The sequence below is a fragment of the Streptomyces sp. NPDC006174 genome (assembly GCF_040614075.1).
Lineage (GTDB): Bacteria > Actinomycetota > Actinomycetes > Streptomycetales > Streptomycetaceae > Streptomyces.
This window is the reverse complement of sequence record NZ_JBEXTJ010000016.1, coordinates 133,703-154,094: the sequence shown is the minus strand read 5'-3', so window position 1 is coordinate 154,094 and position 20,392 is coordinate 133,703. Positions and strand designations below refer to the sequence as shown.

17 protein-coding genes are annotated in these 20,392 nt (G+C 70.8%); 9 read left to right on the top strand and 8 right to left on the bottom strand.

From position 1 onward, the window contains the following. Positions 1-91 precede the first annotated feature (91 nt). The 7 genes from ABZ267_RS29850 to eccB all read right to left on the bottom strand — a co-directional run bounded on the left by ABZ267_RS29850 (position 92) and on the right by eccB (position 7,262). On the bottom strand, positions 92-391 hold the full coding sequence (locus ABZ267_RS29850; protein ID WP_356752867.1) for a WXG100 family type VII secretion target: 300 nt from the start codon (positions 389-391) through the stop codon (positions 92-94). Positions 392-426: 35 nt separating this feature from the next. Beyond that, positions 427-789, bottom strand: coding sequence for a WXG100 family type VII secretion target (locus ABZ267_RS29845; protein ID WP_356752865.1), 363 nt, complete (start codon positions 787-789; stop codon positions 427-429). A gap of 73 nt (positions 790-862) precedes the next feature. Then, a complete protein-coding gene (locus ABZ267_RS29840) occupies positions 863-2,116 on the bottom strand; it encodes a S8 family serine peptidase (protein WP_356752863.1) in 1,254 nt (417 codons plus the stop codon). A gap of 28 nt (positions 2,117-2,144) precedes the next feature. Continuing rightward, positions 2,145-3,824 carry a hypothetical protein gene (locus ABZ267_RS29835; RefSeq protein ID WP_356752861.1) on the bottom strand — a complete coding sequence of 560 codons (1,680 nt, stop codon included), beginning with the start codon at positions 3,822-3,824 and terminating at the stop codon, positions 2,145-2,147. Then, positions 3,821-4,270, bottom strand: a complete 450-nt coding sequence (locus ABZ267_RS29830; RefSeq protein WP_356752859.1) for a hypothetical protein — start codon at positions 4,268-4,270, stop codon at positions 3,821-3,823. The genes ABZ267_RS29835 and ABZ267_RS29830 overlap by 4 nt, the downstream gene beginning before the upstream one ends. Positions 4,271-4,461: 191 nt before the next feature. Then, positions 4,462-5,721 (bottom strand): type VII secretion-associated serine protease mycosin, encoded by a 1,260-nt coding sequence (mycP, locus tag ABZ267_RS29825; RefSeq protein WP_356752857.1) that lies wholly within the window; start codon positions 5,719-5,721, stop codon positions 4,462-4,464. A 14-nt stretch (positions 5,722-5,735) separates the two neighbouring features. Beyond that, positions 5,736-7,262 carry a type VII secretion protein EccB gene (gene eccB, locus ABZ267_RS29820; protein ID WP_356752855.1) on the bottom strand — a complete coding sequence of 509 codons (1,527 nt, stop codon included), beginning with the start codon at positions 7,260-7,262 and terminating at the stop codon, positions 5,736-5,738. Between the two features lie 184 nt (positions 7,263-7,446). On the opposite strand from eccB, the gene eccE reads away from it, so the two are divergent. From eccE to ABZ267_RS29775, 9 genes are all read left to right on the top strand, one after another. After that, positions 7,447-8,787 carry a type VII secretion protein EccE gene (eccE, locus tag ABZ267_RS29815; RefSeq protein WP_356752853.1) on the top strand — a complete coding sequence of 447 codons (1,341 nt, stop codon included), beginning with the start codon at positions 7,447-7,449 and terminating at the stop codon, positions 8,785-8,787. Positions 8,788-8,837: 50 nt separating this feature from the next. After that, positions 8,838-9,548, top strand: a complete 711-nt coding sequence (locus ABZ267_RS29810; protein ID WP_356752901.1) for a hypothetical protein — start codon at positions 8,838-8,840, stop codon at positions 9,546-9,548. A 95-nt stretch (positions 9,549-9,643) separates the two neighbouring features. Then, positions 9,644-9,877, top strand: coding sequence for a DUF397 domain-containing protein (locus ABZ267_RS29805; RefSeq protein ID WP_356752851.1), 234 nt, complete (start codon positions 9,644-9,646; stop codon positions 9,875-9,877). A 243-nt stretch (positions 9,878-10,120) separates the two neighbouring features. Then, positions 10,121-13,150 carry an SCO5717 family growth-regulating ATPase gene (locus ABZ267_RS29800; RefSeq protein ID WP_356752849.1) on the top strand — a complete coding sequence of 1,010 codons (3,030 nt, stop codon included), beginning with the start codon at positions 10,121-10,123 and terminating at the stop codon, positions 13,148-13,150. Between the two features lie 196 nt (positions 13,151-13,346). Continuing rightward, positions 13,347-15,224: an ABC transporter substrate-binding protein gene (locus tag ABZ267_RS29795; protein WP_356752847.1), complete on the top strand. Its 1,878-nt coding sequence runs from the start codon at positions 13,347-13,349 to the stop codon at positions 15,222-15,224. Between the two features lie 3 nt (positions 15,225-15,227). Continuing rightward, a complete protein-coding gene (locus ABZ267_RS29790; protein ID WP_356752845.1) occupies positions 15,228-16,319 on the top strand; it encodes an ABC transporter permease in 1,092 nt (363 codons plus the stop codon). Next, positions 16,316-17,245: an ABC transporter permease gene (locus ABZ267_RS29785; protein ID WP_356752843.1), complete on the top strand. Its 930-nt coding sequence runs from the start codon at positions 16,316-16,318 to the stop codon at positions 17,243-17,245. Before ABZ267_RS29790 ends, ABZ267_RS29785 begins: the two co-directional genes overlap by 4 nt. Beyond that, positions 17,242-18,294, top strand: a complete 1,053-nt coding sequence (locus tag ABZ267_RS29780) for an ABC transporter ATP-binding protein (RefSeq protein ID WP_356752841.1) — start codon at positions 17,242-17,244, stop codon at positions 18,292-18,294. Before ABZ267_RS29785 ends, ABZ267_RS29780 begins: the two co-directional genes overlap by 4 nt. Then, positions 18,291-19,280, top strand: a complete 990-nt coding sequence (locus tag ABZ267_RS29775; RefSeq protein WP_356752839.1) for an ABC transporter ATP-binding protein — start codon at positions 18,291-18,293, stop codon at positions 19,278-19,280. The genes ABZ267_RS29780 and ABZ267_RS29775 overlap by 4 nt, the downstream gene beginning before the upstream one ends. Here ABZ267_RS29775 and ABZ267_RS29770 read toward each other — a convergent pair. Next, positions 19,270-20,379 (bottom strand): XdhC/CoxI family protein, encoded by a 1,110-nt coding sequence (locus ABZ267_RS29770; RefSeq protein ID WP_356752837.1) that lies wholly within the window; start codon positions 20,377-20,379, stop codon positions 19,270-19,272. The two genes, ABZ267_RS29775 and ABZ267_RS29770, sit on opposite strands and share 11 nt — an antisense overlap. Positions 20,380-20,392: the final 13 nt, after the last annotated feature.

Sequence of the window (20,392 nt, the reverse complement as noted above, 5' to 3'; positions counted from 1 at the left end):
CAGGGTGGACACCTCCCGCGCGTGTCCACCCTGATGGTGCTGCTGCCTTGCGGGCTGCTTCTTCCAGCCTGGAACCGCTAGTGGCAACCGGCTACTGGAAGTTGGCCGCCGCGCGCTTGTCACCGCTGCGGTAGGCCGTCTCCGCGTCACGCACGGCGCGGGAGATCTGGGCGAGGTTCTCCTTGATGCCCGTCGCCTGCAGGTCCCACCGGTCCTGCGCGGTGCGGTAGGCCGTCTTGGCTTCGCCCTCCCACAGCTCCGAGACCGAGGCGATCATGCTCTTGATCGCCTGGAGGTCCTGGTCGAGCTGCTTGGCCTGGCGATCGATCGACGCGGCCGCGAGATCGAGGCTGGCATAAGTGACGACCGTCGTACCGTCGTTGGTGGCCATGTGGTCCTCCTTCAGTCGAGTTGCGGAAATATCGGTCAGAAGTTGTTCAGGTTCGAGGTACGGGCCGTGGCCGCGGCGTCGCCCGAGTAGCCGTCGACGACGTCCACGCCCATGAGGGCCGCCTTGATCTGATCCTCGTTGTCGCCCGAGATGGTACGAGCGGCCTTGATGGCCTCCTGGAAGCGCAGCAGCTCGTTGCCGATGCCGACCATGCTCCTGTTGATCTCGGACTGCTTCTGGTTGAAGTGGCCGGCCCCGATGCCCTTCCAGGCACCTTCCAGGCTGTCGATGGTCGCGTGCAACTGCTTGAGCTGGCCCTTTACCGAGTCGAACCTCTCGGAGAGCTGGCCTTCGAGCCTGAGTAGGGCTTCAGCTGAGACTTTCTGGTCTGCCGACATGGCTTTCCTTTCGTTCCGGTGGGTCCTGCAAGCCGGCATGGATCGCCGGCCGGTACATGTGAGGAATCTGAGGTCAGGCCGCGCCGCGTCTGCGCACGACGGCGAAGACCACACCGCCGAGTACGGCGACGACCGCGATCCCGCCGAAGATCAGGCTCAGGGGGAGGCCGTCGTCGGACGCGGCCTCGCTCTCGCCTGCGGCGACGGTCTCGTCGACCTGGTCGGCGTTCTCGTTCTGGGCGGGCTGTTCGCCGGTGGGGGCGGAGGGTGCGGAGGAGGAGGCGGGCGAGGCCGGGGAGCCGCCGGTCCGCTCCTCGGTGAGGGGGCTGATGTCGGGGTCTCCGGGGTCGCCCTTGCCCTTGAGGATGTTCATGGCGGGGCGGATGAGGCCGTGGCCGAGGTACTTACTGAGAGTGCCCTTCTCCCAGTCCCTTCCGGCCGTGTCGAAGAGGACGTTGAGGACCTGGTTGGCGGTCCAGTCGGGGTGGGCGGACCAGACGAGGGCGGCGGAGGCGGAGGCGATGGCGGTGGCAGCGCTGGTCCCGCTACTGCCATAGCAGTAACTCTGGAAAGAGTTGTCGCACCATCGCGGAATTTCTTTTCCGGGAGCTGCGATATCCACCATGTTCCCGTTCTGTGAATCCTCCGCCACCTTCCCGTTCCGATCCGCTGATGCGACACCCACCACTTGAGGGTAGGCAGCCGGATACTCTTCTTTGTTGCTCCCCGCTCCATCGTTACCGACCGCAGCGAAAAACAGCTTCCCCTTGCCTTCGGCGTACTTGACCGCCTCACGCTCGCCCCTCGTGGAGTACAGGCTCCCGAAGGACATACTGATAATCTTCGCTTCGCTGTCAGCAGCGGCCCGAATGGCATCTTCAGTATCGCGAGCATTGACAGAGTGTTTATTCTGAAATTCCGTGTCGGTGATACGCATGGGGATGATCTTCGCGCCCGGGGCGAGTCCCTTTAGGCCGCCACCGGCTCCTGTACCGGCAATCAACTCGGCCATGTTCGTGCCGTGCCCATCGTAGTCATCGTTCTCATCCCCGGCGGCCCCTGTGGCATCAAAGCCCTTGAGAACCTGCCCTTTCAGGGAGGGAGTGTTCGGGTTGACACCTGTGTCGATGACAGCAACATTGATGCCTTCGCCAGTCGTGACCTTCCACATTTCCTCAGCCTGCAACGCACTGAGGTACCACTGCTTGGACTGCACGTCCGCAGCGGCGGCAGGTTGTGCCGCTCCGACAAAGATGACGCTCCACGAAGCAGCCACCGCCAATGCACCGAGTGCACGCCTTTGAGGCCAGCCCTTTTGTGCTGTCATCCCGACTTCCGAACCTTCCCTGGGGCTGCTACTCGACCACCGGCGGCACGGCTCCGCGCCGTCGGGCCGCCCATGTTTCTTCGTCTTCCGTCAGGTAGTCCGGGCGCGTCGACCCGGTGTTCCCCTCGTCCTTCTGGTCATTCTTCCGACGATCGGCAGGGCCACGGACCAGGCCTGCTCCACCGGCGGTGAAGCCATTGGACCCGGAGCCCGATGTCCCTCGTGGAGCGCCGACCACTCCGTTGGCACCTGAGACGGGCGCGCCACGCTGGCCGGAGCGCGCCGCACTGCCTCTCGCACCGGGTCCGCCGATCACCGTTCCTCGCGGTACTCCACGAGCCCCGCCAGTCCCGGACACCCCGGAGGTGGCACGCTGCGGAGTTCCGCCCACGATGCCGCTGCCCTGTCCCGTACGAGCACCACCGGGTGCGACGGTGCCGCCGTGGGCGGGCATGGGACGGCCACCCATCACGCCGGACTGACCGGCCGTTGGCAGCTGTGCGCCTCCGATGGAACGCCCCGTTGCTGACGGTCCACCTGTCATCGGACTTGGCCGGCCAATGGGCGTACCGGTGGCACCCCTGGCTGTCGCGCTCGCGCCCGTGGAGGATGCCTTGCCCAGACCCGTTCCGGCCTGGGTCGCGGACCGGGGCGCAGCCGGTGAACCCGTGGCTCGCGAGGAACTCCCCGAAACCTGTTTGCCGAAACTGGGCGCCATCGGCGGCACCGGTGTGTTGACTGGTACCGAGCCGCCGGTCGCCGACGGGGTGGGAGCGGTGCCCGTGGTCATCGTCGGGGCGGTCGGGGTCGCAACACTGTTGATCTCTGTGGATGTGCTCTTCTGCAGCACGGGTGCGGGGCCCAAGTCCTCGCCCACGTGTCGGCCGTTGGAGGTGGCCGTCGTTTCAAGTCCCCCTGTGACCACACGCACCGGGGAACTCGGTACCGGTGCATTGCCAAGACCGTCTGCACCCCTAGGTGCGCCCTCGGCGGGCGTCCCTTCCCTCCTGCCTTGCGGCCTGGGCACATCGATCCCAAGCTGCTTGTCGAACCGCGGCGGTTCCTGCCCCGCCAGCACCTCCTCCGACACCGCGTAGTAAGACGCCAGCCGGTTGATCTGATTGATGGCCTCCTGGCGGTTCTTCTCCACCGTGAGAGCCGCCGCGTACTGCGGGTTGGTCTCGGTCCGGGCCGGGAACAGAATGTCGTCCACGTCCGTCTGGATCATCCGGCGGTCGCGCGGCGGCATGGAACTCCGTACCGACGCCAGGCCGGTACCGGCCACCGTGATCTGGGTGCCCGCGGCGTCCGCGAAGTCGCCGAGCTTCTCGGCGTGGGTGGCCAGGCCCAGGCCCCACTTGCGGAACGCCTCACCGGACTCGCCCTGCCAGTCGACCCCGTTGATGTAGTCGCTCAGCTCCTTCGACGCACGCTGGATCGCGTCCCTGGCGTCCCAGAGCGCCTTGCCCGCGTTCTCCATGTCCGCCGGGTTGGCGTTCTCCACCAGGTCGATGATGGCGTTGAGGTCATGTCCCTCGAACGAGGTACGGCCTGCTCTGCCGCCGCCTCCTCCTCCTAGAGCGAAGAGGCTCAGGATCTCTCGGCCCAGCTCCGTCGCGTCGGTGACGACCAGCTGGGTCGTGACGCGGCCCTCGTCCTGCTTCTGCTGTTCGGCAGGGGTCAGTTCCGGCTGCTTCTCGTCGCTCACTTCGCTCCCCACCCGGAATCGAACCCGTCGTCGTCGCTGCGCTTCTTCTGCTGGGCGGCTTCGTCCCGCTCCCGGTCCATCCGCGTCTGGATCTCGTGGAAGCGCCGCCGCGTCTCGTCGTCCACGTTGTCGAAGCCGACCGCCGCCGCGTGCACGCCCAGGCTCAGGTACTCGATCTGGTCGCCCAGCGACCGGGAGAGCGAGACCAGGGACTCGTGTACGCGGTTGTACTGGGTGTAGAGGCCGTCCGCCTCCGCGAAGCGGGCGTTCGGGCCGCTCAAGGAGGCGCGCGACACCGTCTGGGCCGCCACCTTCGACTTGCCTGCCGCCGAGCCCTCCAGGTCCGCGAGCAGAGCGTCCACCCGCTTCTTGAACGTCTCCAGCGCGCCTACACCGCGCCTGAGGTCACCTGGACCGGTCCCCATGCCGTCCTCCCCGTTATGCATCCCCGTTTGCTCGGATCGTTCCGCGTTGCTATCGCATCGATGCGATCCGAGCCCATCTCAACCGGTAACTCTAGTCACTGCCTGGCACCGGGCCAATTGGGTTGGCGACCACGTGACTTGTCTCATTCGTCGAGCCGTCGTTCTCATGTGTCAGGCCGCCGCTCCCATGCGTCGGCCGGCGCTCCTGCCCCTCAGCCGCCGCCCGACGTCCGCCTCGTACGGCGTCGTGTGTCCCGTACGGCCACTGCCGCACCGGCGATCGCGGCCACCAGGACGCCGCCGCCCACGACGACGTACGTCGCCAGGCGGGCGTTGCGTTCGTCGGCCGTTTCGCCGAGCTGGAGTTGGGCCGTGGTCGGGGCTTCGCCTTTGCTCATGCCTTCGCTCGCGACCGGGCGTTCGATGGGCTCGTCGTCCTCGGTCAGTGCGCGTACCGGGTCGACGACGCCCCAGCCCACGTGGCGGTCGTGGCCCGCGACCGAGCGCTCCGCGGTCTGCTGGATCTGCGCCACGATCTGCCGCTGCGTCCAGCCGGGGTGCTTCGCCTTGATCAGTGCGGCGACCCCGGCGACGTACGGGGCGGAGAAGCTGGTGCCGTTGTCGGCGCAGTGGCCGCCGCCGGGGACGGTGGAGATCATGTCGACGCCGGGGGCTGCGATGCCGACGAACGGGCCGCCCTGGGAGAAGTACGCGCGTTCGTTGTTCCGGTCCGAGGAGGCGACGGCGAGGACTCCTTCGTACGAGGCCGGATAGGTCAGCTTCGCCTTGCCGTCCACTCCGTCGTTGCCGGCCGAGGCGATGACCACGATCTCCTGGCCCAAGGCGTGGTCCACCGCCTCCTTGAGGCGCGGTGTCGGCTCGACGGCGTCGGCGGTGTCCTGGGAGATGTTGATGATGTCGGCCTTCGCCGTGTCGGCGGCGTAGCGGATCGCGTCGGCCAGGGACTGGGCCGTTCCGTTGCCGTCGGCGTCGTTCTGCTGGATCGGGATGATCGTCGCGCCGGGAGCGAGGCCGGTGAAGCCCGTGCCCTTCGCCTCGCGCGCGGCGATGATGCCGGCGACCTTGGTGCCGTGGCCCACCGTGTCGGTGGTGCCGTTCTCCTTGCCGCGTTCGATCTCGCGGCCGTCCTCGGTCTTGAGCTTCTTCGGCAGGAAGTTCTTGCCGGCCTCGACGTCCACGGCGCTGGTCAGCTGAGGGTTCTTCACGTCGACGCCGGTGTCGATGACGGCGACCCGGACCCCCTTGCCGGTGGACTGCTTCCACAGCTCGTCCATGAGGACGCGCTGCAGCGACCAAGGGCGGCCCGGGTACATCTCTCCGCCGAAGGTGCACTGGGTCGTGTCGTCCGCGGCGGCCGTGGGTGCCGGGAGGGCGACCAGGAGGAATCCGGTGGCCGCCGTCGCGGTCACCAGGCGCCTGGCCAGGGCGGGCGGGAGCGTGGGGCGCGTCATCTGCGTACCGCTCCTCACGAACCCTGCGGCTGGCTCGCCGCGCCCGTCGAGAGGCGCGGGCCGGTCGGCAGGAACGTGGACCAGGCGGCCGGGACCGGCGTCGGGTCGACGTCCTTGTAGCCGAGCAGGTTCTGGGCCTGCTGGGCCTCCTGGCGGCGCTGCTGCCGCTCCTTCTCCGAGCCGGACTCGCCGATGCCGGAGTCGTCCTGTCCGCTGTCGCTGTTGGACTGCATCGCGTAGCGCAGTCCGGTGTCGGTGACCAGGAAGAGGAAGCCGACGTCGGTCTTGGAGCCCTGGAACTGACGGAAGAACTCGCCGGATCCGGGCGTGACGTAGGCGCTGGAGGAGCCGGTGGGGAGCGTCGCCGGGAAGCTCGTACCGACCCAGGTGGAGAGGGTGGTGGCGCCGTTGTCGGCGTCGACGTCGCGCAGGACGTTGCACACGGTGTTCCGGCTTCCCTTCGTGGCGTCCGGCGAGTTGACGGGCTTCGGCTCGTGGACGGGCCAGTCCTTGTCCGCGCCGAACGCCAGGCCCGGCGAGAACGCCGAGGCGCCCACCGGCTTCTCCTGGCCCGCCTGGCCGAGCTTGTCCAGGTCGCGGCTGCTGAGCAGGAGCTTGGCGATGAAGTCCGAGACCGGCGCGACCCTGTCGGGCAGGACGACGTACTGCTGGGTCCTGGTTCCGGCGGTGGCGGCCAGCACCATGCCGACCCGGTTCGCGTCGGTGTCCAGAGATCCCGGAACGTCGGCGGGCTCACCCGGGACGCCGTCCAACGTCGGGAAGGTGATCCGGTCGCCGCGGTGCAGCGTCGCCAGCCACTGGGCGGAGACCCGCTGGGCCTTGGCGTTCTGGTCGACCAGGGTGCGGAGCAGCAGTTCGTCGTCGGTGACCGGGTACGCCTTGCCCGCGGCGTCCACCAGGTAGCGGGTGCGGTCGGGTCCCTCGACGTACATCATCTCGCCGCCGCGCAGCTTCGACGTGCCCTCGGTCTTCTTCTCCTCGCGCTCGGCGAAGACGAACGCGGCCTTCTGGATGGCCCGGCCGCCCTCGCCGGGCTGCTCGCAGACCGCCCAGCGCTTGGCGGATCCGGCGTCCTTGGGGTCGGGCAGCCGGTCGGGGGCGTACGGGATGCCGAGCGTCGCGCCGTGCGGGATCGTGCCGTTGTCCAGGACGGATTCGTCGACGTTGACGACCTTGCCCTGGTCCTGGGCGAGCAGCAGCTTGGCCGAGGACATGTTCAGGACGGGGTGGAGCTGCTTCTTGCCGTCGGTCGTCAACACCACATAACGGGTGGTGGACTTGCTGGCGATGATGACGTTCTCGTTGGGGTTGTCCCAGTTCTTGGGGGCCACCGGCTTGAACATGCCCCAGGCGCCGAAGACGGCGAGGACGACGACGCCGATGATCGCTCCCGGCACGACCGCGCGCAGCGGGCGCGGTGCGCCTTCCTCGGAGCCGGTCGGGTTGGGTTGCAGGAACTGTGCGATCAACCTCCGCTTCGCAAAGGTGTAGGCGTTGAGCTCATCCCGCCGTGATGCCATGTTCCGCTGCCCCTTCTCCCCGATGGTCGACCAGGGTGCCACACGCACCGTCGGCCCCTGGTGTCGCACCGGGCCCCTACTATGCCCGCAGGGGCTCGGCCCCCCACTGCTCAGGTAGGGTGACCAACCGGTCAACGCCCGTACGGAAAACGGCGAATACGGGACACGAGGGGGCAACGCGGCAATGGGTGCAGCTACGCGCGAGCGTACCGGTCGGTCCGACCGCCGGGCCTCCGGTCCTTCCCGTCGGCAACGCAGCAACGAGCCGGCCGCCACGCCCCCCGCCACCACGTCGAACACCCCCGCGGCCACCACCTTGCGCGCCACCGCGCGGACCGGCCGGGTGCGGCCGCTGCGACGGCAGCTGGTGATCATCGAGGCGGCGCTCGCGGTGGCCGTCGTGGGTGCGGCGCTCGGCGGTGCGTGGCTGGTGCCCGCCGGCGTGCTCGTCGTCCTGTTGGTGCTGCTCGCGGTGGTACGCCGCCGGGGCCGCGCGCTCCAGGAGTGGCTGGCGAGCGCCTTGGCCATGAAGGCACGGCGGCGGGCCGCCTCGGCTGCGGGCGCCGACACCGAGCCGATGCTCGCTCCGGTCGCGGAGAACGTGCCCGGCTTCGGGCCCCACATCCACGTCGACCGGAACCACCGCACGGTCGGCATGCTCGGCGACGGCACCTTCCTGACCGCCGCGGTACGCGTGGAGGCGAGCGGTGAGGCGCTGCGGCCCGCGTTCGGCGCCCGTTCGCTCCCGCTGTCACTGCTCGGCGACGCGCTCCAGGTCGACGACATCGTGCTGGAGTCGGCGCAGTTGGTGCAGCAGGTACGGGCCGCTCCCGCGCCGCATCTGCCGCAGCAGTCGGTGGCCCGCCTGTCGTACGGGCCGCTCCAGGACAAGACCGGGGCGCCGGCGCTGCGGATGACCTGGGTCGCGGTGAAGCTGGATCCGGAGCTGTGCCGGGAGGCCGTCGAGGCGCGCGGCGGCGGTATGGAAGGGGCCCAGCGCGCTCTGGTGCGCGTCGCGGACCATGTGGCGAGCCGGATCACGGGCGCCGGGTTCCGGGCGGTGGTGCTGGACCAGGACGAGCTCAACTCGGCCGTCGCCACGTCCGCCTGCGCCAACCCGTTGCTCTCGGGCCGCGCCGGGCGCCCGGACGCCGCACCGCAGCGGCGCACGACGGAGACCTCGCGGGTCTGGCGGTGCGACGACCGGTGGCACACCACGTACGCCGTGGACCGGTGGCCCGAGCTGGGCCGCGGCGCGACGCCGCTCCCGCAGCTGGTGGCGCTGCTGACCTCGGTGCCCGCGTACGCCACGACGTTCAGCCTGACCGTGCGGCGCGGTGAGCGGCAGGGCGAGACGAGCGTCAGCGGCCATGTCCGGGTGACCGGCGGGTCGGACACCGAACTGGTCGGCGTACGAAGGACGTTGGAGCAGGCCGCCCGGCACGCGAAGGTGGGCCTGGCGCGGCTGGACCGCGAACAGCTGCCCGGTGTGCTGGCGACGCTCCCGCTGGGAGGAGCCCGGTGATCGGGTCGAGGAGCGGATCGAGGAGAGGCGGAGCAGCGGTGGCGCGCGGAGTGACGGAGCGGACCGGGGCCAGGCGCGGACTGCTCGGCCCCCGCCACGCGGGCCACACCGTGACCACCGACCACCTCGGCGCGCTGTCGCTGCCGGTCGGCGACGACGGCGTGATCATCGGCGAGGACGCGGAGGGCCGCCCGCAGCTGATCGGGTTCCACCGGCCGGTCCCGTACGACGTCACGCTGATCGGCGGCCTGTGGACGGCGCAGGTGCTGGCGCTGCGCGCCGCCGGAACGGGCGCCCGGGTGGCGGTCGAGACCGGCCGGGTCCAGGCCTGGACGACGCTGGCGCAGGCGGCCGGCGCCGGGCTGGAGTGCGTCTCGCTGTACGACGTGGGACGGGTCCCGCCGACGGGCGCCACGGTCGGCGGTCCCGTGGTGGTCGTCCGCGACTGCGGGATGCGGCCGCCGCGCGGCCGGGTGGTCTCCTCACCCTGGCAGTCCGTGCTGACGCTGCTCCCCTATCTCAGCCCCGTGGCACCCCGGTTGATGCGCTCATCGGCGCTCGTCGGCATCCAGCGGGTCTCGCCCGACGAGGCGCGGCAGATCGGCCGGATCCTGGGACTGGCACCGGCGGAGAGCGAGGCGCTGCCGACGCTGGCCGACGGGGTGACGCTCTGGGTGGCGGGCCGCGAGCACCACTGGGTGATGACGAGCGCGACGGACGCGGAGACCGGTCTGCTGGGCACAGCTCGCCGGATGGACTGATTCCTCTCCCGTTCGCACCACATGCGCTCCTCCGACCAGAGAGCATGGACCACGCAACGACACAGTTCGACCGTTCGATCGGAAGGGACGCCGGAATGGGCACCCAGCAGGAAAAGGACGAGCTCTACGCTCTCGACATCTCGGGCGTGGAGTGGCTGAGCGCACCCGGCACCGAGGATGTCGAGGAGCGGGTCGAGATCGCGCATCTGCCCGGCGGCGGGGTCGCCATGCGCTCCTCGCTGGACCCGGACACCGTCCTGCGGTACACCGAGGCGGAGTGGCAGGCGTTCGTCCTGGGCGCTCGCGACGGTGAGTTCGACCTCAAGTAGGCGCCATGGACGGTACGAGGGTGGCGGCCGGGCCCGGCCGCCACCCTTCGCCGTTCTTTGCCGGGCGGTACGGCCTGCCGGAGTGCGCCCCATGGCGATTAGGGTGGGTGGGGCGCGGCATGAGAAAACCTGCGAGCGGGTTGTGCGCGTCGCAGGGGGGAGAGCCGGGCGTACCGGGCCCGATGAGACCGGTCGCCCCCACCCACCACGGCACAAGGGTGCTCGACCACACCAGGAGGCATAGTGAACAGCGATCGGGACGAGATCCGCGGCGGATGGAACACGCCCGTCGACGAGTCGTCCGACGCGGATCCCGCCGAGATGACGGGTGAGTTCACCATCGACTACACCCCTCCCGCCTGGTACACGCAGAACGCGGCGGGGGACTCTTCGGGCGGCGCGGGCTCGCACCTGGCACCGCCTCCGCCGCCGCACGGGACCCCGGTCTCGGTTCCGGAGCAGCCGTCCCAGCCCGGGTTCGACCCCAACTGGACCCCCGCTCCCCCGGCACCGCCCACGGCCACGCCGCCGCCCACGCCCGCCGAGTCCGCTGTGCCTGCGGCCGCGGAGGCGCCTGTTCCGACCGCGTCCGCCGCGGCTTCCGATGACCCGGGCCCGTTCGGCGGCGGCGATGTGGAGAGCGGCGCCACGATGCGCTTCTCCCCGGCCGCCCTCAAGCGGGAGATCGCGGAGCGCGAGGCGGCGGCGAACGCCGCCGGTGCGGAGCCGGGTGCGGACCTGTCCGGTACGGCGTCGGGTTCCGGCTCGTCCGGTACGGAGTCGGGCTCGGCTTCCTCCCGTACGGAGTCGGGCTCTTCGGGCCTCGACGGTACGGGAGCGGGTTCGGCCGCCACGGAGGCTCCGGAGCACGCGGACTCCGCTGAGGTACCGGACCCGGCCGCCCCTGATGGCCCGGCCGACGCGGACAGTGGCAGCGTCAGGAGCACCAGCGGTACGGACACCGACAGCGGCAGCGGCACGGACGGCGACAGCGCTCCCGCTCCCGACGCCGAGGCTGGCTCCCAGGCCGCCGCCGTACCGCAGGACGCCACTCCCCAGGACGCTCCGCCCGCCGCGCTTCCCGTACCGCAGCCGTCCGCGGCGCCGGTTCCGTGGTCCGCGCCGGCCGAGGGCGGCGCGCTGCCGCCGCTGCCGCCCGCCTTCCAGCCGGCCGCTCCGCAGCCCACCGCCCCGCAGCCCGCGGCACAGTGGCCCGCCCCGGTCCCGCCCAACGAGGCCCCTGGCGGCTACGGCTTCCCGCAGGCGACCCAGCCGCCGCAGGCTCCCCAAGGCGCCGGCGGCTACGGCTTCCCGCAGCAACAGCAGCACCAGCAGCTGCCCCCGCAGGCCGCACCGAGCGGCTACGGCTTTCCGCAGGCCCAGCAGTCGGCCCCGCTCCCCCCGCAGGCCTCCCCCAACCTGCCTGTCCCGCAGCAGCCGGAGCCGTACCAACAGCAAGGCCGGCAACAGCACGGCCAGCCCCAGCCGCCGCACGCCCAGCAGCAGGGCCGGCAACAGCCGGGACACCAGAGCGACCCGGGCCAGCCCCTCGACCCGCGCGCCGGTGGCGCCTGGCCGACCCCGGTCACGCACGACCAGCGCGAGCGTTCCGTGCCGGGCGCGCCCCTCGGGTACACGGCAGCCGTCGAGCTCTCCTCCGACCGGCTCGTGCGCGGCAAGCAGAAGGCGAAGAGCAGCCGCAACCCCTCCGCCGCCTCCCGGTTCAAGCTGGGCGGGAAGAAGGAGGAGGCCGAGCGGCTGCGGAAGCTGGAGCTGATCCGTACGCCGGTGCTCTCCTGCTACCGGATCGCCGTCATCAGCCTCAAGGGCGGTGTCGGCAAGACCACGACCACGACCGCGCTGGGCTCGACGCTGGCCACCGAGCGGCAGGACAAGATCCTCGCCATCGACGCCAACCCGGACGCGGGCACGCTCGGGCGCCGGGTGCGGCGCGAGACCGGGGCGACGATCCGCGACCTGGTCCAGGCGATCCCGTACCTCCACTCGTACATGGACATCCGCCGGTTCACCTCGCAGGCGCCCTCCGGCCTGGAGATCATCGCCAACGACGTGGACCCGGCGGTCTCCACCGCGTTCAACGACGAGGACTACCGGCGCGCGATCGACGTGCTCGGCAAGCAGTACCCGATCATCCTCACCGACTCGGGCACCGGCCTCCTCTACAGCGCCATGCGCGGCGTGCTGGACCTCGCCGACCAGCTGATCATCATCTCCACGCCCTCGGTCGACGGTGCCTCCAGCGCCTCCACCACGCTGGACTGGCTCTCGGCGCACGGGTACGCGGACCTGGTGCAGCGTTCGCTCACCGTCATCTCGGGCGTCCGCGAGACCGGCAAGATGATCAAGGTCGACGACATCGTGCAGCACTTCGAGACGCGCTGCCGCGGTGTCGTGGTCGTCCCGTTCGACGAGCACCTGGCGGCAGGCGCCGAGGTCGACCTGGACATGATGCGGCCGAAGACGCGTGAGGCGTACTTCAACCTCTCGGCCCTCGTCGCGGAGGACTTCGCGCGCGCTCAGCAGCAGCAGGGCCTGTGGACGGCGGACGGCCAGAACCCGCCCCCGCAGTACGCGCCGCCGATGCCGGGCCGGCAGAGCTACCCGGGACCGGGCCAGCAGATCCCCGGCCAACCGATGCCGCAGGGCCGGCCGGTCCAAGGCCAGCAGCCCCACGCCCCACACCAGCCCCAGGCGCCGCACCAGCACCCGTACCCGCCCCAGCAGCAGCCGACCGGTCCCGGCGGCCAGCAGCCGTACGCACCTCAGCAGCCCGCCCCCGGCCAGCCCTACCAGCAGCCGCAGCCACAGCCCCCACACCAGCACCAGCCGTACCCCGCCCAGCAGGGACAGCAGCCGCACCAAGGCCAGCAGCCCCACCAGGCACAGCCGGGCCATCCGCCCCAGCACCAGCCCGACCAGCACCCCTACCCCGTCCAGCAGCCGCAGCCACAGCCGCCGTACGGGGGATATCAGCCGACCGGTCAGCCCGGCGCACCGCAGCCCTACCCCCCGCAGCCCGGCCCGCCCGGACCGCAGAACGGCTGGCAGCAGCCGCCTCCGCCGCAGGGCCGGCCGAGTGGACCGCAGGGCCAGTCGGGTGCACCGGCTCCGGCCGCGCCGGCGCAGGGTCCGGCAGGTGGTCAGCCCGGTGGTCAGGACAACCCGGCAGGCCAGCCCGATCCGCAGGGTCCGGTGGATCCGGCGAGGTGGCGGCAGACGCCTCCGCAGCCGCCGCAGGCTCCTCACCAGTAAGGCGTTAGAGGTCTACACCAATGAGGGCTCGCACCGCTCGCGCGGTACGGGCCCTCATCGCTGTTTTCCCAGCCCACACGCGGTTTGACGGACCGTTGACGAGCCTCACGACCGCTGATAAACCTTCGCTTCACCAGCTGGCGAACCAGAGATCAACCCGCCTTCTCAAGCGAGTGATGACGCGAGGTCCCCGTCCATGGTCACAAGAGTCTCCTCCCGCACCGCCCGGCCCGGCAGGCGCCTGCGCACCCTGCTCGCCTCGGGCGCGGCCGCTCTGGCGCTCACCGCCGGGGCCGTCGTCCCGGGCAATCCGCTCGCGCCCGCGCCCTCCGAGGCCCGCGCCGACGACGGGAAGACGACGCTCACGGTCGCCGTCGCGCAGAGCGTCGACTCGTTGAGCCCGTTCCTCGCCCAGCGGCTGCTGAGCACGAGCATCCACCGGCTCATGTACGACTACCTGACCAATTACGACGCCAAGGACAACAAGGCGATCCCGGGCCTGGCCACCGCCTGGGAGCCGTCCGCCGACAAGCTGACGTGGACGTACACGATCCGGCCGGACTCCAAGTGGTCCGACGGGCAGCAGGCCACCGCCGAGGACGCGGCCTGGACGTTCAACACGATGATGACCGACGAAGGCGCGGCCACCTCCAACGGCAGCTTCGTCGGCAACTTCGAGAAGGTGACCGCTCCCAGCAAGGACAAGCTGGTCATCAAGCTCAAGGAGCCGCAGGCCACGATGGCCGCGCTGGACGTGCCGATCGTGCCGAAGCACGTCTGGGAGAAGGTCGACGACTTCGCCAAGTTCAACAACGACAAGGACTTCCCCGTCGTGGGGAACGGCCCGTTCATCCTGACGGACTACAAGGTCGACAGCTTCGTGAAGCTCAAGGCCAACAAGGACTTCTGGCGCGGCTCGCCCAAGTTCGACGAACTGGTCTTCCGCTACTACAAGGACCAGGACGCGGCCGTCGCCGCTCTGCGCAAGGGCGAGGTGTCCTTCGTCGCCGGCAGCCCGAGCCTGACGCCGGCCCAGTCCGCCTCGCTGGAGAACGCGCCGGACATCAAGGTCAACGACGCGCCGGGCCGCCGCTTCTTCGCGCTCGCCGTCAACCCCGGAGCCCGTACCAAGGACGGGAAGAAGTTCGGCGACGGCCACCCGGCGCTGCTGGACCAGAAGGTGCGGCACGCGCTGTTCATGGCGGTCGACCGCAAGACCATCATCGACAAGGTCTTCCAGGGCCACGCCGTGGAAGGCGAGGGATACATCCCGCCGCGCTTCTCCGACTACTTCTGGAAGCCGTCGGCCGGTCAGAAGCTCGCCTACGACCCGGCGAAGGCCTCCGCTCTGCTGGACGAGGCCGGCTACAAGAAGAACGGCACGGGCAAGCGCGTCGGCAAGGACGGCAAGCCGCTGAACTTCCGTATCCTCTGCCACGCCACCGACCCCAACGACAAGGCGATCGGCAAGTATCTCCAGGAGTGGTGGGGCGAGCAGGGCATCGGACTGAAGGTCGACTGCCTCGACAACGTCTCCGACCCTTGGTACGCCGGTGAGTACGACCTCGCCTTCGACGGCTGGTCCGTCAATCCGGACCCCGACTTCGTCCTCTCCATCCACACCTGCGCCGCGCTGCCGTCCAAGGCGAAGGAGTCGGCCGCGACCGACAACTTCATCTGCGACAAGCAGTACGACGAGCTCTACAAGAAGCAACTGGCGGAGTACGACCCCGCCAAGCGGGCGGTTCTTGTGCGGCAACTGGAGTCGCGGCTGTACGACACCGGGTACATGAACGTCATGGCGTACCCGAATGCCGTCGAGGCCTACCGCACCGACCACATCACGTCCATCACCACCATGCCCGCGGCCGCGGGCAACATCTACGGCCAGGACGGTTACTGGAGCTGGTGGTCGGCGGTCCCGGCCGCCGGAGCATCCTCGTCCGGTTCCTCCGACTCCGGTGGCTCCTCCACCGGAGTGCTCGTCGGGGTCGGGATCGCCGTCGTCGTCCTCGCCGGTGGCGGACTGCTGTTCGCCATGCGTCGCCGCTCCACCGCGGAAGACCGTGAATAGTCCATGAGCTCAGAATCCACTCCCGCGCTGGTCAAAGGCGCGGCAGGCGTGGAGAGCACCGCGTCCGGCGGCCCGGCTCCGGCCGGGCCGTCGGCCCGCTCCCCGCGCTCCCGCTCCACGGCCGCCTACCTCCGCTACACGGCGGGCAAGCTGGCCGGTGCGGCCGTCTCCCTCTTCGCCGTCCTCGTCACCAGCTTCTTCCTCTTCCGGCTGATCCCGGGCGACCCGGTCAAGCAGATGACCGGCGGCCGTCAGGTGTCGACCGAACAGATCGCGGCGATGCGCCGGGAGTTCGGCCTCGACCTGCCGCTCTGGCAGCAGTTCACGCAGTACTGCGGCAAGGCCCTGACCGGTGACTTCGGTACGTCGTACCAGTTCCGGGCCCCGGTCATCGACAAGATCTCCGAGGCGCTGCCCGCGACGCTCCTGCTGACCGGCACCGCCTTCGTGATCTACACGCTGCTCGGCATCTGGCTCGGCGCCCGCTCCGCCTGGCGTAACGGTTCTGCCGGTGACCGGACCAACACCGCCTTCGCGCTGACGCTGTACTCGGTGCCCTCGTTCTGGCTCGGCCTGCTGCTCATCATCACGCTGTCGGTCGGCATCGGCCCGATCCCGGGGCTCTTCCCGACCGGCGGCATGGAGTCCGGCACGACCACCGGCTTCGACCGCGTCCTGGACATCGCGCACCACATGGTGCTGCCGGTCATCACGCTCGTCGCGGTGGAGTACGCGCGCACGCTGCTGGTGATGCGCTCCTCACTGCTGGACGAGATGGGCAGCGACTACCTGACCACGGCCAGGGCCAAAGGGCTGCGCGACGACCTCGTACGCCGGAAGCACGCCGTGCCGAACGCGATGCTGCCGACGGTGACGCTGCTCTTCGTGAACCTCGGTACGACGGTGGCCGGCGCGATCCTGGTGGAGACGGTCTTCTCCTGGCCGGGACTCGGCGGCCTCTTCTACCAGGCGCTGAGCGTGCCCGACCTGCCGTTGGTGCAGGCGCTGTTCTTCGTGTTCGCCTCCGCGGTGATCCTGATGAACACGCTGGCCGATGTGATCTATCCGCTGCTCGATCCCCGGGTGGGCCGATGACTGTCACGACCGACAAACCCGAAGGTGTACGGACGGAGGGCCCGCGCGCTCTCGCACGGGCCCGGCGGCGGCGGGCCGCACTCCGCTTCTGGCAGCAGTACCGCACGCACCGCGCCGGTCTCGTCGGCCTCGCCGTGCTCATGGTCATCGCGCTGCTGGCGCTGGCGGCTCCGCTGCTGGCGGGCGCCGACTCGAAGAGCGTGACCGATGCGCCGGGCGGCCCGATGGAGGCGCCGAGCGGCCAGTTCCCGCTCGGCACCGACCAGTTCGGCCGCAGCCTGCTGGCCCTGATGCTCTGGGGCACGCGGGTCTCGCTGACCGTCGGCCTGCTGGCAGCCTTCCTCTCCGTGGCGATCGGCACGCTGATCGGGATCACGGCGGGCCACTTCAAGGGCTGGTACGCCACCGTCATCATGCGCGTCACCGACTGGTTCCTGGTCATGCCGACGCTGGTCCTGGCCATCGCTCTGGCCACGGTCCTCTCCCGGTCGATCTGGACGACGATCCTGGCGATCGGGGTCACGACGTGGCCGACCACGGCCCGCCTGGTCCGGGCGCAGACGCTGTCCGTCGAGTCCCGCCCGTACATCGAACGCTCACGGGCGCTCGGCGGCGGACACCGGCACATCATGTCCCGTCACGTCCTGCCGAACGTCATGCCGCTGGTGCTCGCCCAGACCACGCTGGTGATCTCCACCGCCATCCTCACCGAAGCGACCCTCGCCTTCCTCGGTCTCAGCGATCCGACGATCGTCTCCTGGGGCGGGCTGCTCCAGGATGCCCGTGAGGCCGGCGCGGTCAGCTCCGGCAACTGGTGGTACCTCGCTCCGCCCGGACTCGCCATCGCCGTCGTCGCGCTCGCCTTCACGCTCTGCGGCCGCGCCATCGAGTCCGTGCTCAACCCCAAGCTGGGGGTGTCCCGTTGACGGCAACAACCACCACGACCAACCCGGACCCGTCCTCCTCACCGGACCTCTCGAAGCCGGTCGGTGATCCGCCGCTCCTGGAGGTGCGGAACCTGACCGTCACGTACGGGGGTACGGTCCCGGCCGTACGAGGCGTCGATCTCCGGGTCGAGGCCGGGCAGAAGCTCGGGATCGCCGGGGAGTCCGGCTGCGGGAAGTCGACGCTGGCCCTGGCACTGCTGCGGCTCCTGCCCGCATCGGCCGAGCTCACCGGCGAGATCCTGCTCGACGGCGAGGACATCCTCACCATGAAGTGGGGCCGGCTGCGGGCGGTCCGCTGGGCCGGCGCGTCGATCGTCTTCCAGGGCGCGATGCACTCGCTGAACGCGGTGCACCGGGTCGGCGACCAGATCGCCGAACCGATCCTGCTGCACAGCAAGGCCACTCCGGCCGCCGCCCGCAGGCGCGCCGGAGAGCTGCTGGAACAGGTCGGCCTGCCCGCCGCCCGCGCACAGGCCTATCCGCACGAGCTGTCCGGCGGCCAGCGCCAGCGCGTGATGATCGCGATGGCGCTGGCCTGCGATCCGCGCCTGATCGTCGCGGACGAGCCGACGACGGCCCTGGACGTGATGATCCAGGCCCAGATCCTCCGGCTGATCGAGCAGTTGGTGGCCGACCAGGACGTCGGCCTGATCATGATCAGCCACGACCTGGCGGTGCTGGCGGACACCTGCGACCGGCTCTCGGTGATGTACGCGGGCCGGGTCGTCGAGGAGGGCCCGGCCCGGCAGGTGTACACGGAGGCCCGCCATCCGTACGGCAAGGCGCTCTCCGCCGCCTTCCCGAAGATCGGCGACCTCTCCTCCCGGCGGGCCCCGCGCGGCCTGCCGGGCGACCCCCCGGACCCGGCGGCGCTGCCGGACGGCTGTACGTTCCATCCGCGCTGTCCGGTGGCGCTGGACTCCTGCGCCACGGAGGACCAGGAGCTGCGGGAGGCCGGCGGCGCGCGACGGGCGGCCTGCGTGCTGGTGGACGTGCCGGCCGCCGACGATTCAAGGAGCACGTCATGAGCACGGCCCCTCTCCTCAGCGCCGAGGCCCTGAAGGTCTCCTTCCCGGGCCGGCGCGGCGCCGCCACCGCCCGCGCGGTCGACGGCGTCGACCTCGACATCCGGCCCGGCGAGATCGTCGCGCTGGTCGGTGAGTCGGGGTGCGGCAAGACGACACTGGCCCGCTCGCTGCTCGGCCTGGTCCCGCCGACCGCCGGCCGGGTCACCTTCGCCGGTGCGCCGCTCGACTACGCGGGCCGGGCGCTCAAGGCGTACCGGAAGCGTGTGCAGCTGGTGCTCCAGGATCCCAGCGGCTCGCTCAACCCGCGCCACACGGTGTACGACGCGGTGGCCGAGGGCCTGCGCATCCACGGGTACGCGGGTGATGAGCGGGCGGCCGTCTCGGAGGCCCTCTCCCGGGCCGGGCTGCGGCCGCCGGAGCGCTTCTTCCTGCGCTATCCGCACGAGCTGTCGGGCGGCCAGCGCCAGCGCGTGGTGATCGCCGGCGCGCTGGTCCTGGAACCGGAGCTGATCGTGGCGGACGAGCCGGTGGCCTCGCTGGACGCGTCGGTACGGGGCGAGATCCTGGCCCTCCTCCTGCGCCTCCGGGACGAACTGGGCCTCTCGGCGCTCGTCGTCACCCATGACCTCGGCCTGGCCTGGAACATCGCGGACCGGGTGGCGGTGATGTACCTCGGCCGGATCGTCGAGACGGGCCCGGTCGAACAGTTGCTCACGACCCCTCAACACCCGTACACACAGGCACTGTTGTCCGTCCTCCCGGAGGCGGAGACCGAACCGGTCGTCCTGACCGGCGAACCTCCGGACCCCTCGAAGGTGCCGTCCGGCTGCCGCTTCCACGTCCGCTGCCAGATCCTCGCCTCGGGCGAGGCGGAGCGGGCCGGCGTGGCGGAGGCCTGCCGGACGGTGAACCTACCGGTACTGAACGGCGGCGGAGACCCGCAGGTGGCATGCCACTGGGCGGCGGCGTGCGGCGCTAAGAGCTGACCCCGTGGTGGATGGCGCCCGTCAGCTCGCCGAGCGGCCGGCCCGTGCCGCCCCAGCGGTGCTGGATGATCTCGGCGGCGATGGAGACCGCCGTCTCCTCCGGCGTACGGGCTCCGAGGTCGAGGCCCACCGGTGAGGCGAGGCGGGACAGGTGGGCCTCGTCCACTCCGGCCGTACGGAGGCGGGCGAGGCGGTCGTGGTGGGTGCGGCGGCTGCCCATGACGCCGATGTACGCGGCCGGGGTGCGCAACGCGGCGATCAGCAGCGGCACGTCGAACTTCGGGTCGTGGGTGAGGACGCAGATCACCGTGCGCGCGTCGACCTCGGTCGCCTCCAGGTAGTCGTGCGGCCAGGCGCGGACGACCTCGTCGGCGGTCGGGAAGCGCTCGCGCGTGGCGAAGGCGGGCCGGGCGTCGCAGACGGTGACCCGGTAGCCGAGGAACGAGCCGATGCGCGCCGTGGCCGCCGCGTGGTCGATGGCGCCGAAGACGAGCATGCGCGGCGGTGGCGCGTACGTCCGGACGAAGACGGACACCTCCTGCATCCGGCGCCGGCCGTGCGCTCCGTACCACTGGATGCCGGTCAGGCCCTGCTCCAGCAGCCCGCGCGCGTCGTCCGCCACCGCGGCGTCGAGCCCCTCCGAACCGAGCGTGCCCTGTACGCCGGTGGCGCGGACCACCATCCGGGCGCCGGTCTCCGCCGCGCCGGACAGGACGGTGGCCTCCGCGACCGGCACATCGGCCGCGATCAGGTCGAGCAGCGCCGCGAGATCGGCCAGCTCGGCCTCGGAGGTGTACGCGCGCACCAGCACCTCGATCGTCCCGCCGCACGTCAGCCCGGTGCCGAACGCCTCGTCATCGCTGATCCCGTACGCCACCACGCGCGGCTCCGCACCGGCGAGCACCTCGCGGGCCACCTCGTACACATCGCTCTCGACGCAGCCGCCGGAGACACTGCCGAGGACCGTGCCCGCCGCATCGACGGCCATCACCGCACCGGGGGCGCGGGGCGCGCTGCCGTGGACGGCGACGACGGTCGCCAGGGCCAGCGGCGTACCGGCGGCGCAGCGGGAGCGGAGGTCGGGCAGGAGGTCGCGCACCCTGTCAGCATCC